Origin of the sequence: Aliidiomarina soli (genome assembly GCF_003986975.1) — a bacterium.
Classification (GTDB): Bacteria; Pseudomonadota; Gammaproteobacteria; order Enterobacterales; family Alteromonadaceae; genus Aliidiomarina; species Aliidiomarina soli.
The window spans coordinates 164,582-179,350 of the sequence record NZ_PIPO01000006.1 but is presented as its reverse complement, the minus strand read 5'-3'; the positions used below and the strand labels follow the sequence as shown (position 1 = coordinate 179,350).

The 14,769-nt window shown below is 41.6% G+C and carries 12 protein-coding genes; all 12 read right to left on the bottom strand.

The genetic code is table 11. The features are described from left to right. Positions 1-19: 19 nt before the first annotated feature. Positions 20-1,300 (bottom strand): Vi polysaccharide biosynthesis UDP-N-acetylglucosamine C-6 dehydrogenase TviB, encoded by a 1,281-nt coding sequence (tviB, locus tag CWE14_RS13260; RefSeq protein ID WP_126799822.1) that lies wholly within the window; start codon positions 1,298-1,300, stop codon positions 20-22. A gap of 32 nt (positions 1,301-1,332) precedes the next feature. Next, entirely contained in the window at positions 1,333-2,463 is a 1,131-nt protein-coding gene (locus CWE14_RS13255) for a glycosyltransferase family 4 protein (RefSeq protein ID WP_126799821.1), read from the bottom strand. A 2-nt stretch (positions 2,464-2,465) separates the two neighbouring features. After that, positions 2,466-3,605: a glycosyltransferase gene (locus CWE14_RS13250; RefSeq protein ID WP_126799820.1), complete on the bottom strand. Its 1,140-nt coding sequence runs from the start codon at positions 3,603-3,605 to the stop codon at positions 2,466-2,468. Beyond that, entirely contained in the window at positions 3,602-4,711 is a 1,110-nt protein-coding gene (locus CWE14_RS13245; RefSeq protein WP_157981829.1) for a glycosyltransferase family 4 protein, read from the bottom strand. Before CWE14_RS13245 ends, CWE14_RS13250 begins: the two co-directional genes overlap by 4 nt. 61 nt (positions 4,712-4,772) lie before the next feature. Then, a complete protein-coding gene (locus CWE14_RS13240; RefSeq protein ID WP_126799818.1) occupies positions 4,773-5,864 on the bottom strand; it encodes a hypothetical protein in 1,092 nt (363 codons plus the stop codon). A 101-nt stretch (positions 5,865-5,965) separates the two neighbouring features. After that, positions 5,966-6,853, bottom strand: a complete 888-nt coding sequence (locus tag CWE14_RS13235) for a glycosyltransferase family 2 protein (protein WP_126799817.1) — start codon at positions 6,851-6,853, stop codon at positions 5,966-5,968. Between the two features lie 86 nt (positions 6,854-6,939). After that, positions 6,940-8,070, bottom strand: a complete 1,131-nt coding sequence (locus tag CWE14_RS13230) for a polysaccharide pyruvyl transferase family protein (RefSeq protein WP_126799816.1) — start codon at positions 8,068-8,070, stop codon at positions 6,940-6,942. A 43-nt stretch (positions 8,071-8,113) separates the two neighbouring features. Further along, positions 8,114-9,208 (bottom strand): nitroreductase family protein, encoded by a 1,095-nt coding sequence (locus CWE14_RS13225; RefSeq protein ID WP_126799815.1) that lies wholly within the window; start codon positions 9,206-9,208, stop codon positions 8,114-8,116. A gap of 53 nt (positions 9,209-9,261) precedes the next feature. Then, positions 9,262-10,566, bottom strand: coding sequence for a flippase (locus CWE14_RS13220; RefSeq protein ID WP_198676598.1), 1,305 nt, complete (start codon positions 10,564-10,566; stop codon positions 9,262-9,264). 70 nt (positions 10,567-10,636) lie between these two features. Then, entirely contained in the window at positions 10,637-11,806 is a 1,170-nt protein-coding gene (locus CWE14_RS13215) for a nucleotide sugar dehydrogenase (RefSeq protein ID WP_126799813.1), read from the bottom strand. Between the two features lie 9 nt (positions 11,807-11,815). Then, positions 11,816-12,757 (bottom strand): Wzz/FepE/Etk N-terminal domain-containing protein, encoded by a 942-nt coding sequence (locus CWE14_RS13210; protein WP_198676597.1) that lies wholly within the window; start codon positions 12,755-12,757, stop codon positions 11,816-11,818. Between the two features lie 627 nt (positions 12,758-13,384). Then, positions 13,385-14,746, bottom strand: coding sequence for a serine hydrolase domain-containing protein (locus CWE14_RS13205; RefSeq protein ID WP_241972414.1), 1,362 nt, complete (start codon positions 14,744-14,746; stop codon positions 13,385-13,387). Positions 14,747-14,769 lie beyond the last annotated feature (23 nt).

Genomic DNA, 14,769 nt, shown 5'->3' with positions numbered 1-14,769 from the left:
CTAACCTTTTTTTGAAACCTTACAAGCGCAGATCTGCTATGTCGCGGGGCAATACATATTTTAAGTCGTATAGAACCGACTCACTTCTTCCTAGCGACTGAATCTCGTCTACACCCATGCTCTTAAATTCATCATGTGCCACGGCCAAGATAATAGCGTCGTATGCGCCGTTCTCAGGAGTTTGAGTAAGATTGATTCCATATTCAGCTGAAGCTTCGTCAGCCGAAACCCAAGGATCGTGTACATCGACGTTAACACCAAATGAGCTTAATTCTCTGACAATATCTATTACCCGAGTGTTTCGTAAATCCGGGCAGTTTTCTTTAAAAGCAAAGCCCATAATTAGCACTCGGCTTTCATTCACATGAATACGTTTCTTCAACATGGCCTTGACCAGTTGTTCAGATACGTACTCACCCATACCGTCATTAATTCGTCGCCCAGCAAGAATCATGTTCGGATGATAACCAATTTCTTGTGCTTTATGGGTTAGGTAGTAAGGGTCTACACCTATGCAATGACCACCAACCAGACCGGGGCGGAACGGTAGGAAGTTCCATTTCGTACCAGCAGCTTCAAGCACTGCTTCAGTATCAATGCCCATCCGATTAAAAAGCATCGACAGTTCGTTGATAAGCGCAATATTCACGTCACGTTGAGTGTTTTCGATGACTTTTGCAGCTTCTGCAACTCGAATACTGTCGGCTTTATGGGTTCCAGCTGTAATTACGGATTTATAGAGCTGGTCAACAAACTCAGCAACCTCGGGGGTAGAGCCTGAGGTTACTTTCAGAATACTGGCGACCCGATGCTCTTTATCTCCGGGGTTAATACGTTCTGGGCTATAACCAGCGAAGAAGTCGACGTTCAGTCGCAAACCAGAGACTCGCTCAAGTACTGGTACGCAGTCTTCCTCAGTCGCACCAGGGTAAACTGTACTTTCATATATAACAGTGTCATCCTTTTTTAAGACCTTACCAATGGTTTCACTAGCTTTGAACAACGGTGTTAAATCAGGTTGCTTATTTTTATTTATGGGTGTGGGAACAGTGACTATATACACATTCGCGTCATGTAGGTCATCTATGCTGCATGTATAGGAAAGATGGGTAGCCTCTGCGAGCTCTTCAGCTGACATTTCAAGGGTAAAGTCGAAACCATCCTGGAGTTGGCCAATACGCTTTTCATTTATGTCAAAACCAACGGTGTTAAATTTCTTTCCAAACTCAGCCGCTAGTGGCAAACCAACATACCCAAGGCCAATGATGGCAATACGGGTAGAGTTTATATCCTGATGCATGATTACTCCGCTTTCTGAATTTTTTAACAATACTAATCAATACCCATCGCTTTAAACATCGATAGGTTAACTTTATGGACATCATATTTTTCAACGACGATTTCCCTGGACCGAGAACCCATCGACTCTATTAGCTCTGGACTGTGAATAAACTTTTCCATCGCTATAACTAATCTATTTACCGATCGAACGGGAACTAAAAAGCCATTATCACCTTCGTAAACCGTCTCTCGACAACCAGGTGCGTCCGTTGTAATGACAGCTCTGCCAATTGCCATCGCCTCTAATACTGTTCTAGGTGTCCCCTCTCTATAACTAGGCAACACATAGACAGAACAATCAGTTATGAAAGGCCGTACATCTCCTTGTGCACCCCACCACTTCAGAAATCCGTTCTCAACCCATTCAAGTATCTCGTCTTTTTGGAGCCCAACTGGGTTTGGGTCTAGCCCACCAACGAGATGAAATTCTACATTACTATATTTGTCCTGAAGCACCTTCGCAGCCGCAGCATACTCTCTGACGCCCTTGTCAGCTAATAGTCGAGCAATCATTAAGAACTTCAAAGGGTCAGGATTGACTGGTTGTGGAGCGAACCTGTTAGTATCAACCCCGGAACCGTTCACCACTTTAATTAATGAGTTTGAAGGAAGCAGACCAAGGGTTTCAAAGTCTGCTTTGTCATCTGGGTTCTGGAAAAAAATACAATGAGCCCATCTCAATGACTGTCGATACAAGTTACAGGCAATGCCTTTAATCAGTTTTCTTTTACCTTTTGCCTCACCGGTGAACGCATAACCCAGGCCTGTAATTAAAGCGACGCGCTTAGGGACTTTACATGAGGCAGCGACGAGAGTACCCCAGATAACAGGTTTTATAGTATAACTAAACATAACGTCGGGCTTTACCTTGTTAATTAGCCCCCTAAGCTTAATAGCCCATATGAAATCAGAAAATGGGTTGATTCCTGTTCTCGACATAGGGATATCATGGCAGGATACTCCTCTAGCACACAACCAGTCTAACGCTCCAACATCCTGGGAAAGTCCGGGAGCGCATGAGTGAACTTCATATCCAATATCAATTAATTTCGTAATCAATTCGCCTCTGAAGTTAACAAGCGACCCTGAAGAAGATGCTAGGATAAATATTCTCTTTTTCATATTTACGACATCACGGAAAGATAGAGTGAATGATATTCATCAGCCATTCGCTTAGAAGAGAATTGAAAAAAAATAGTATTTCGATTTTCCAACCCTATCTCTTCTCTTTCTGCTTTTGTAAGACTTATCATTCTTAATAGACTAGCAGACAACTCAGTGGGGGCTTCTGGAGATGGAAGAAACTGAGTGTCAGAGATAAGAAGGTTTGAATCACCCACATTTGTGGAAACACAAGCCACTCCACAGGCCATTGCTTCAGCCAAAACATTCGGGAATCCTTCTGATTTTGAATGTAAACAGAAAACATCAAAAGAAAACATATAATCTTGAACACACTCTTGCTCACCAACCGTGTGTATCCGCTTTTTAACCGAATCATCCAGGCACGTGTATAAATCGAGTTCTTTTATCCGTTGAGTATCACGCCCGACTAAAACAACATTAACCAGTTCATTACTCCTCAGAATAGGTGTAATCGCCAATATAAAGCCTGGGTGATCTTTAATTTCATGATACCTGGCTACACTTCCGACTACTATACACCTAGGTGAGATACCGAGGTCATTTCTAATACGCAGAGACTTTTCTTCCTTATTTTCATCACAAGGAATCTCAAAACCATTTGGTACTACACATATTTTTTCTTTCGAGTAGCCGATTTTCTCATGGACTTTTTTTGACTTTTCAGCCGCGCAAACTATAGAGTCTGGAATAAAACTAGATAATAACGCGCACAGCCTTCTAACAATCAGCGTAGATTTAGACCCGCCTTTGCTAATGTCTGTGCTTCGTATGCACCAAATAATGCGTGCTTTACTAAATAACTTAGCAAATAAACCACCAATAAAATCACCATGATACATCCACGTATGAATAATGTCAGGTCGACGAGAGCGAATAATAGGTATTAACTTGAAGACATTAAAAAAAGACAGAAAATTTTTTTTCACACCAAGGCTTTCTACTCGAAAGCCCTTTTCCTGTAACTGCCGCCCCACTACTCCAATATCAGTTAAGGAAATTACTGAATGGCTAGTATCCTTATAGCTGTCATTATGCAACTCAAGAAGTTTCTTTAAAGTTAACTCAGCTCCGCCTGGATTTAAACCAATAATTATGTGTATAACATGGCAACTTTTCATTCTACTAGTTTTCTCGCACGAGCAGTCCAAGTCAGGCTATCTGAAAAAATAGCTGAAGCTCTATTCGCTAGTTCGGTTCTCAGACTGTTATTTTTTAGCTTTTCAATAGCATCAACCCATGCATCCACATCATCAAACTTTACAAAAAAAGCGACCCCTTCCGGAACTACCTCCCTGATAGCGGGCAAATCTGATAAAACTAATGCCTTACCGGACGACAAGTATTCAATAACCTTGATAGGATTCATATACCCGCTGGTGTCCCCCTTCCCCCCAGATACTGCAACTTTACCTGCTTGATAAGGAGCTACCAACACATCGCAGGCCTCCCGGTAAACATGCAATTTACCGGGCTGAATGAATCCATGGAAAAAGACATTCTTCGCATTTTCTATTTTCGACCGCCAAAACTTTAGGTCTTCCGGCGTTCCCCCAAAAAAATGGAAATCAACATCCGGTAATGACTTCGAAACATCTAACAAAACATCGATTCCTCTGCCCTCATAAAGATGGCCAGTATAGCCGACTTTTAAAAAAGCGCGTCCAGGAAGTTCGGGAATCTCACCATTTTTTACCTTGTGTTTGGTAGCTCCGTTAAAGGCAGCAATAATTGGAGCAAAAATGGGAGCAAGATTAGCTTTCTCGTACATCTCTTTCAGCTTTCCAGAATTTGTTGTAACTCGCTTAAGGTACCGACTCTTTCTTAATAATTTGTACGCTTGGTATTCAATGAAGTTTTTCTCCCATACCGGGCCATGGGTATCATAGACAGTCGGTAAAAACCTCTTGGCGGAAAATAGGCTTGGAATAGATGAGCGGCTAATTACGAGCTCGGCACCATTACACTTGGCTAGGCTGGCTGCCCGATAAGAGTATATAACTCTGTCCGCTTTCGGTACTATACCTTTAACAGAGACTAACTTAAAACGATTCAGAACACCGTAGAACTCGAGTATCTCTTCTTCTACAATTTCAGAGTTACCGATACAAAGGGTAACGTCATTCCCCATAAACGCTAAAGCTTCACACATTCGAATCATATGAATGCTACTTGCGCTTGTAGATGGAAACTTTGTTGCAAATGGCGCTATATAAAAGATCTTCAAGAAATTACCCATATATTTAATCAAATAGATAGGTTAGTTATTCAGCTAACTAACCGTCATATTATAAGGTTGAGATCGGCGGATATTTCTGATCAGAAACGGGCTTGTATTGCTGAATAAACCACATTAATAAAATAAACTTAATCAATATAAATATTGGGTACACAAACCTGATTTGCATTCCTAACAAGGCGATCACCACCGCCAAAAATAAAACCAAACCACCAATTAAAAGCATACTGAATCGAGGAATGTTATTTTGCAGATTCGACTTTCTAAATGTTCCGAAAACCACGCTAAATGAAATTACAAACCACAAAACGGCTTGACCAAAGAAAGCATAATTGAAACCAGCGAGGAAACGCACTAGGCTTTCAAGTCCAAATATACCAAGTATCGTGGCAAAAAATGCCAAACCGGAGGCCTGTATAATCTGAAAAACTGCGGCAGAAACCAATAGCGTCATGAGGAAGAAAATTCGCATATCAAGTTTTCTAAATGCATGAAAACATAAAAGAACAAAAACTAGTGTCAGCAATATTAATTGAGGTCTAAGAAAAAACAAAAAGAGAAGAGAAGCCGCCAGTACTGGAATGTACTTGGAGCCAAACCTAAAGTAGCAATATGTCGCTAGCATCGACATGACAAAGAAGCTGTTCGCTAGTCCCTCCCTTAAAAACCTCGCCACCCAATACACATCAGTAGGAAATAATATTACAGCAAAGAACACGAGAAAATATGCTAGGGTGGAAAGTTTATAGCCGGATATCGATTTTTCGAGTAAATTTAAATTAATCAGCGCACAAAAGAATATAAGAAGACATGAAACAGAGTAGTAAAACTGATAAGAGAAATCCAATGCCAAAGGATTAAAAACTGAAAGCAAAGCTGGAAGACCAAATTTTGGTGTGGTTTTATAACCCTCAAATTCACCGGAGAACTCGTTAACAAAAATTGTTTTTCCAGAAAATAGCTGAACCTCTTCATAATATCGATAACTGTCAGGTGACATCATCGAAAAATAAGTAGAACCAAGATATGAAGAAAATATTCCAGATACGGAACCAATGTACACTAGTGATAAAGCAATAAATACTAGAAATGCTGAAATCAAAAAGCGCTGAGAAAGCACGACTTTCGGTTCCGCTGACATCAGACCTAATAGCCTTACGTAAATTGATAGTAGAATTGCACTAGTATACATTAATTTAATTAGCTCTATTTAATGCCTGGAAAGTTTCTTGCTTTACTGGATTAATCTCTACTCGCTTTTTCTATACCAGTAATAACTTTAATCATACTCACCGCACTAAAAATTTTTAGATAGTAAAGAATAAAAAAAGCAGCCATTTTCTCTTTACCACTTAAATCACTTCGTTTTCTAAGATCTGAAAGTGCAAACATTGGAGGTAAAAACCTTCTTAAAATCTCTTTCTTAGAAACTTTACCAATACTTGCAACACCTCCGCTAACCCGCTTCTTCTTCTTTTTCAGCAACTCCATTGAATGTCTGGCTGGGTGATATACCACGCAATCAGCAGCATAAGTTAGTGAAATGCCTTCACTCGTTGCTAATCGATTCCAGGCCATATCCCCTCCTGACATTAGTGTCGCATCAAAAGGCCCTACACTTTCAAAAACCCAACGTCGTACAAATAAATTAGCAGTTACAGATCGACCCTCGCTTACATTTCTTTCCTGTCTGAAGGCAAATGCTTTTTCATACATTTCAGCAAGAGATAATTTCCCCTTTCTAAAATACAAAGTTACCTTACCCGCGACTCTATCAACTCCGCTCGTTAAACTTTTCATCCCATTCTCTATCCAATCACTTGCAGGCGTGCAGTCGGAATCGGTAAAAGCTATAACTTCGCCCTTAGCTATATTCAATGCCGCATTTCTCGCTGCATAGGACCCTGGAGCTTCAACTTCAATTAAGCGGGCGTTAGATGGCATAGATAAATTTTTAGGTAATTTATTATCCGGATTATTGTTAGCAACAATAATTTCGAACTCATTCAGAGGGTATGTTTGTTCTTCTAGAGCTTTAATGCAACGAGAAAGGTCCTCCCAATCATTATAAGTCGGTACTATAACTGTTACAAAAGTATTCACACCCTCGTCAGTATCATGAGATTTCATTTCAAATCACCTAAAATTTTCTAACAATTAAAAAATCTATATAAAGATATTCTGGGGAGGAAGGTAAAAACATTTAGATATTCTATTCAATTAAGCTTGAGAATAGAATCTATTTTATCCCACATTAACGCTATGTGCTGCTTCTGAGAGATAGCGCTTTTATTTAGCTTTGCTTTTATAGATTCCGCGTTCTCTTCTATACAAACCCATTGTAGCTTTTTACTTATATCTTGAAGGTCTTCTACCATCATCTCTTCAACGTTATAATCGTGCATAAGTTCCATATATTTATGCGACCACCCGGTAGCTACTGCCGGAACTCCTTGACTTAACGCGCTTACTAGACCATGAAACCGAGAACTCACCACAATACAAGACCGGCTAATTATTTGTTTTATTTCTTTAGGGTCAGAAGCACCCAGTATTAAAATTTTATCATCAACCTTAGCTTTGATTTCCTTAGCTAAGTTCATGTCTTTTATTCCTTCGTGTACAAGTAATGTTACTTTGTATCCATTCTGATAAGCCCAACGTGCTGCTTTAGTCATTTCTGCTTTATAGCGTTCGCCATCGTCACGCATTTCAATCATTTTAGCGTTTGGAATAAAACAAATGCCGTAATTCATATCATTATGAACTGAATGCTCTGAAGGAAGAACAAGCCCGGTAAAATCTGGGAACTGCTCAATATTCTCACTTTTACCCACTATAGAGGTCAAATGCTGATAAGATTCCCGGTCTCTTACACAAATAAGATCAGCATGTTCTGCCAAGTCTTTAAGTGCAGACTCAAAACCTGCATTCTTGAATGGACCGAACGCCTGGGGCATCAAAATGACTTTAGTGCCATTCAGCTTGTATTTTTTTAAACGCTTGGAAAGCCGACTAACCAGTTTGTCAACTCCCCACTGGTCTCCATAAGCAAAGCCCGAAGCATCCAGAATTACGTTTATTTCTCTATCAAGTACAATTCCATATTGTTTGCGTAGACGAGCAGGGACCAAACTCCAGATCCAATCCAAACGTATCCCCTTGACTGCAAATGACGCTCTTTGATATAAACCGTAGCGTGCGCGATTGAAATAATCAGTATAAGGTTCGCTCACAAACTTTACGTCGGTTCCCTTTTGGGCGAAATGCTCCATCAATGCTACCAGCATTAACTCCGCCCCTTTATTAGGGATCCCTATTCCTTTTACTTCTATAAAGATGCTCATGAGTTTAGCTATTCTCAATAATAATGTTTATGTAATAAATTGGCTAATTTAAAAATTCAGCCAGTATTTCTTTCGGTTTTTTCTGAGAGTACGGGATTCCTCCCTCTAAATCAGGATAACCCACAGCGATTAACATTACAGGTCTGAGATATTTAGGTAGATTCAATGTATCTTGCATTGCTTGCTCCCTTTCCTCGATGTCCGGCCAGTTAATTGGACATGTTGCTAAACCCATGGTTTCTAAAGCTAACATAAGCTGCATACTAGCCAAAGACGAATCTATATAGATACAATGACGATCTCGTTCCAATGGATATGCACTTAAATCACCCACAACCACAATAAGCGACTGAATATTATCGGAGAATCCTGAAGTCCCCATTGCCAGTTTAGATATTTTCTGAGCCGTCTCCGGATGGGTACAAATTTTAAAGGAGTACGGCTGCCTATTACAAGCTGACGGTGCCGTAGACGCCATTTCAATAGCGCGCAGAAGCGAGTCACTTGGTACCGGCCTAGACTCAAACCAACGAGTAGAACGTCTGCGCATATAGAGTTTACTCAGCTCTTCGGTCGTAACTTCTAAATCTGGAAGATCTTTTGACGGATAAGGAATAAAATTCTCAGTGTCGCTCGCGTTATCTAAAATATCTTCTTTAGGCTTTTCATACTTTCTCGCCTTGTTAAAACGAAAGCGAAGGGGAGCGGTTATAGAAGTCGACTCTATAACCTCAAAATACGAAACAAGAACATCAGTCGCCCATTTCAATTCATCTAAGCATACATTTTCATTAGATGCAGCTGTCTCGTAACAATCGATAGTCTCTTCAATATAATTAAGCGCAAATATCGGTCTACGAGGCTTCATAATAAGGCCTTTTTCAAGTCTATGAATATTTCGACGAAGCAAATAACTTGTTCTAACATCTCCCTTCAACGAATCTCCATAAGCCAATCGACCTAGAAGAACACTTTGATGCTCCCGATAAAATCGTCTATTAAAAAAAGCATAATGAAAAGAAGTAAGGAAGGCACTTTTAGAACATGCTTTAAGCAAAAGATAGCCGAGAGTTGCTTTAAATCTTAATAATGCGACGACTAAAATGCTCGGCACTAGCTTTCTTAAAAGTTGTTTCAACTATAAACCTCCATACCTTCTAATCCTAATTAAACGCATAAAGCAATCATTCGCTAAGTTCGTAGAGAATATATATATCTAGCGGGAAACAAAAAAGATTTTGTCATCATCCAAAAGATTGGACGAGTTCTTTTGTTAAACAATAATGCAAAATAAGACGCGGCTCCGTACGACACTAAGGTTGCAATGGCAGCTCCAGTTGCACCGTAATAGGGAATAAGTAAATAATTGAGAAAAACATTCATTAATGCACCACAACCTTGGGTTATGAGCGAAAATACTAACGCGTTTTCAATTAAGATCCACTTTGAGAACGCGGCACGCATAAAGATAAAAACTCCGGCCCAAATATGAATTGCGAGAACATTCGAACTTTCACTATAGGCCTGACCATACAAAGTATCTACAACAAAAGGTGCTAACAAAGTGACAACAACAGCGACGGCTACCGCCATCATAAAAAGTAAATCAAATAGTTGTTGAAGTCTTTTGTAGAAAATCCCTTCATCCTGCTCCCTTAACTTAATTAGTTTCGGGAAGAGTGATGCCACTATAGCCGTGGGTACAAAATACCATGCCTCAGATAGTTGCGCTGCAACAGAGTATACCCCCGCACTTTCAGCACCAGCTATAAGTTTGAGCATTACCATATCTATTTTCATATAGATAACAGCAAAAATTGCACCAGCAAAAACCATCCAGCTTTGTTTTAGAAGTGTTATAGCTCGGGCAAAATTGAAACGCCACTGTGAGACAGTGACTGTGGCTTTATGCCGATACAAGATCAGCAATACCATCGCACTCACTACTGCTTGGACCACCCCAGATAGAGCAAAATAAACGAGCCCTAAACCAGAAAAAACTAGCAGAAGTTTATAAAAAGATGAAACTAGTAAGCCTACTGTTCGAGCAATAGCAGAGTATTTTGCTTGAACCTGAGACTGAAACCAAAAGTCAATAACATTTACTGGCTGGATTAACATAGCCGATGCGGCTATTAAAAGCATATAGAATACTTGCGTCCCAGGCGTTTCTATTATAGATGCATAGAGGAGAATTAAAATAACCCCTATCGCCATCCCGGCTAGCTTAATTAAATATGTGGTACCGAGAACTTCACCACGCCCGTTGGGGTCTCTCACGATTTCTCGAATTACAAGACCACTCAACCCCATGTGACCGGCCACCGAAAAAAGTGTGGTCAATGAGATTACATACCCGAGAACTCCGTAATTTTCTGGTCCTAAAAAGCGTGCAACGACAATTGAAACAAGAAAACCAACAATAACCGTGATGCCTTTTTCACTTAACAACCATGAAGTATTCGCAATGTATTTTTTAATTTTTTTGGGTATCACTTGAAGTATAAACTCTTAATTCAAAGTCATTGGACTTTTTGGTCTAGACAGTAAGTATAATAAGCATTCATCAATCACTATTAAACAAGTCCCGAGTATACACTTTATCGGCTACATCGACTAACTCCGAAGACATTCGATTGGATACTATAATTTGGCTTTTCACTTTAAACAAATCTAAATTTTTAAACACCTCTGAATTATAGAAAGAGTCTTCATCTAATTCTGGTTCATAAACAATAACTTTAATACCTTTAGCTTTGATTCGCTTCATGATTCCTTGGATAGCAGAGGCTCTAAAGTTATCAGACCCAGATTTCATCACTAACCGATATATCCCAACCACCTCTGGATTCTTGGCTATAATCGCGTCCGCTATAAAGTCTTTACGAGTATAATTAGCGTCGACAATCGCGCGCATAATGTTCTGCGGTACGTCTTGATAATTTGCTAATAGTTGTTTCGTATCTTTAGGTAAACAGTATCCGCCATATCCAAAACTAGGATTATTATAGTGGTTACCTATTCGTGGATCTAAACATACGCCTTGAATAATTTCCCGGGTGCTTAACCCATGTACTTCAGCATAGGTATCAAGCTCGTTGAAATACGCTACTCTCATAGCAAGATAAGTATTAGCAAAAAGCTTTATGGCCTCTGCTTCCGTACTATTAGTAAACAATACCGGAATATCGCTTTTCTCAGCTCCCTGCTGGAGTAACTTCGCAAAGACTCTAGCTCTAGAACTTTGCTCTCCAACGATAATTCTAGAAGGATGTAAATTATCGTAAAGAGCTTTCCCTTCACGTAAGAATTCCGGTGAAAAAATTATATTCTCGGTACCAAACTTTTTTTTTAACGCTTGAGTAAAGCCAACAGGTATTGTTGATTTAATAACCATAAGCGCGTCCGGGTTTACTTCCATTACCAACGATATAACGTCTTCTACTGATTTTGTATTAAAGTAATTAGTTTTTGCATCGTAGTCTGTAGGGGTTGCAATTACTACCAGATCAGCATTTTTATAGGCTTCTTTTCCGTCTGTAGTCGCCCTTAGGTTCAGTTTTTTCTCGCTTAAAAATAACTCTATTTCATTGTCTGAAATTGGAGACTTTTTATTATTTAGTAGGTTGATTTTATCTTCTAAAATATCGACCGCTATAACTTGATTGTATTGCGCTAACAGTACCGCATTTGATAGTCCGACATACCCAGTTCCTGCTACTGCGATTTTCTGCATCTCGACCTCTTATCGCTGTTTTTTGACCACGTGAAGTAGTAAAACTACGAATAATGATAATAACCCGCCTAAGAATGTGCCAACCATAGCTATTAGCGCACGAGAGGGCTTTGCGCGCTGCTCTGGTACCACGGCAGGGTCGACAACGCGATAGATGTACTCAGGTCTAACATTTGCCAGCATAATAGTTTGAGTTTGCTTTTCCATCAGCCCTGAAAAAATTTGTTGAGTGCTCCGTAGCGTAGCATTCACCATTTCTTTCTCGATATACTCAATACTTCTCTGAGCTTCTTCAATATCGCGCTCTCGCATTTCATCATTTATGTCTTCTATTAGTAAATCCAGCCATCTCTTGGCCACTATTGGCGACCGATGCTCAATTCGAATCACAGTAAGTGGAGATCCTTCTCCCGATTCTACACTTAGATGAGATCTAAAAGCACCAACCAACTCCCAAGCAGTTGGTTCCTGTTGTCTTGGGGAGCTAACCTCCCTCAACCACTTTTTGCTATCTGGATTATAGATCTCACGATTAAATAATAGTTCACCTGAACTCTTATCCCACTTCTCGACGGCCAATAACTCTGGAGCAATATCATGACGTTCAACAAATCCAGCAATAAATTTGCGTGAACGTAAAATTTCCATTGCTAGCATCGCGGGGGTTATCTGATTAGCCCCCATATTTAGACCCGCTAAATTAGCCAATCCGCCTAGTTGCCCCCCCATATCACCCATGCTACCTCGTCCTTGCGCTTCTTCTGTAGGCGCTAGTTTGGCTTCTGCAGCATAGATATCCGGTAAACTAAGGGCATAGATCACTGAGCCAACTGCAAAAAGAAAAGTAATGGATACAATTATCCATTTGCCTTTCCAAAGAATCATAAATAATTCGCGTAAGTCAATTTCATTGTCAGCGACTTGACGGTTTATCGTTTGCTGCTCAGTCATCGTATTTCTTTCCATTAATAATTTTACTATTTGCACTCACTTGACTACATATATGCTGAGTTGGCAAATTAAACATTTCTGCTGATTTAGTGATTCTAAACTATCGATCAATATTACTATACTGCGGCATATTTCTTAAGCGATAGATACGCTACCGCCCTTAGGTTACGGCTCCCAATTAGCCATCAAGGTTTTGCGTAATCTTTCAGAGGAAATATATCTCCACTCGTGTAACGTAAAAAGCCTCCGCGCACCAATACGCCGAGGCCTTTATGTCTTGTTAGTTATTGGTTACTTCGCGCGCTGACATACGGCAACAACATCCTTATCAGTGGTTTAGAGCGAAAAAGAAGGCATGTATCGGAAAACGGCCCTAAACCAGCGACTAAGTGTAACTTAACAGTCAGTAAACCTTCAATACACAAATGTCGCTTATAGCCCTATAAATAATTTCAGTTGCCCTGCCCTGCTTGCCGCAAAAACTCGCCAGCGATCCGACGTTTTCTAAGGACCGGCCCGCCCCAGTAAAGAGCTGCCGACCACTCGCTCGATCTCTTTCTCCAACAGCGTCTGATGATTCCGCGACTGCTCTGCTTATTCATTCAAGCCCCGCGCTTGATCATTGAATTACCGTTGAAGCAACCAATCTGCCAATGCGGCATATGCAGGTAAGGACGTGGGGTCTATCAGGCTGTTGCTAGCCTGGGGGAAGGAAGCGAAACGCACGATCACCATTTCAGCGGTGGGGTCTACGTAGATAGTTTGCCCGTGTACGCCACGTGCGGCATAGGCTCCGTTTTCATTGTGCAACACCCACCACATGCTGCGGTAACTGGCGCCAGGCAAGGTACTGTATTCAGCTTTGGCAAAGGCTTCCTGGTTACCGCCGCCCTCAATTGACGCTACCACATCAGCCGGGAACACCTGGCGATCGCCTGCTTGGCCTTGATTCAGCATCAACTGACCGATTCTAGCCAGGTCGCGTAGTCCTGCACTTAAACCACCGCCAGCAAACGGGGTGCCTAGCGCATCCACTGTCATGTAGGCGTCTTGTTCTGCGTCGATATGCTGCCATATCCGTTCTGATAATAGGGTGCTGACAGCGTCGCCACTCGTACGGGAGATAATCCAGCCCAACGCGTCTGAGTTTACGGTCCTGTAACCGAACGCCTCGCCGTGTTCGCCGTCTTTTTCTACCGTTTGCAGATACTCAAAATAGCCATTCGGCCCAGTGTAGTCAGCAGGCTTCGGCAGTGGACTTGCTGCTCGCGAATACTGCCAGATATCGGCATTAGGGTCGGCGTAGTTTTCGCTAAACTGCAGCGCCGTTGTCATATCCATTACTTGCCGCACTGTGGCGTCACCAAACGCACTGTCCGCAAGTTCCGGTACGAATGTGTCGACCCGAGCAGTATCATCCAACGTACCCTCGGCGACCAGAATCTCCGCCAGTAGCCCGGTTAGCGATTTCGTCATCGACATCGCTGCGTGCTGTCGGCTTTCATCCAGGCACCCTGAATAGTACTCATACACCACCTGCCCCTTATGCATGACCAGGAGGCCATCGGTGTAATTCGCATCCAGCGACTCGCGCCAGCTCATTTCAGTTTCGCTGTTGAGTGGGGTAAAGGTCAGGTTATTGATTTCATCGCGCAACATGGAGTTAACCACGGCCCCCACGTCGGATCCGGTCCGCTCTTCAGCAGCGTCTGGCATTGCGTAGTCCAAAGAAGAGGGCGCCGCTAATCCGCGTGACACTTGTGTGGTCGGCATCAGTTCACGAATGTGGCACACCGTCCAGCGCAATTTAGGAAAACTAAAAAAGTCAGATTCCGGCTGCATAATGCGTTTATCCACCGGCGGCGGGAACCCCTGCATCCAACCAAGCTCTTGTGGGTCCGACTGCTGCGCATCCATCTGCTCCGCCAATGCCACTACCGCAACACCACTCGCCAGCATCGTTCCAACCACCCAAGCTAATCGCTTCATAGTCTTCCCCTAATATCATCACC

What these genes read in the sequence shown, in the direction of transcription:
- tviB (WP_126799822.1), bottom strand. Translation starts at nt 1,300, where the DNA reads ATGCATCAGGATATAAACTCTACCCGTATTGCCATCATTGGCCTTGGG.
- CWE14_RS13210 (WP_198676597.1), bottom strand. Translation starts at nt 12,757, where the DNA reads ATGACTGAGCAGCAAACGATAAACCGTCAAGTCGCTGACAATGAAATT.
- CWE14_RS13205 (WP_241972414.1), bottom strand. Translation starts at nt 14,746, where the DNA reads ATGAAGCGATTAGCTTGGGTGGTTGGAACGATGCTGGCGAGTGGTGTT.
- CWE14_RS13230 (WP_126799816.1), bottom strand. Translation starts at nt 8,070, where the DNA reads ATGAGCATCTTTATAGAAGTAAAAGGAATAGGGATCCCTAATAAAGGG.
- CWE14_RS13235 (WP_126799817.1), bottom strand. Translation starts at nt 6,853, where the DNA reads ATGAAATCTCATGATACTGACGAGGGTGTGAATACTTTTGTAACAGTT.
- CWE14_RS13255 (WP_126799821.1), bottom strand. Translation starts at nt 2,463, where the DNA reads ATGAAAAAGAGAATATTTATCCTAGCATCTTCTTCAGGGTCGCTTGTT.
- CWE14_RS13215 (WP_126799813.1), bottom strand. Translation starts at nt 11,806, where the DNA reads ATGCAGAAAATCGCAGTAGCAGGAACTGGGTATGTCGGACTATCAAAT.
- CWE14_RS13240 (WP_126799818.1), bottom strand. Translation starts at nt 5,864, where the DNA reads ATGTCAGCGGAACCGAAAGTCGTGCTTTCTCAGCGCTTTTTGATTTCA.
- CWE14_RS13250 (WP_126799820.1), bottom strand. Translation starts at nt 3,605, where the DNA reads ATGAAAAGTTGCCATGTTATACACATAATTATTGGTTTAAATCCAGGC.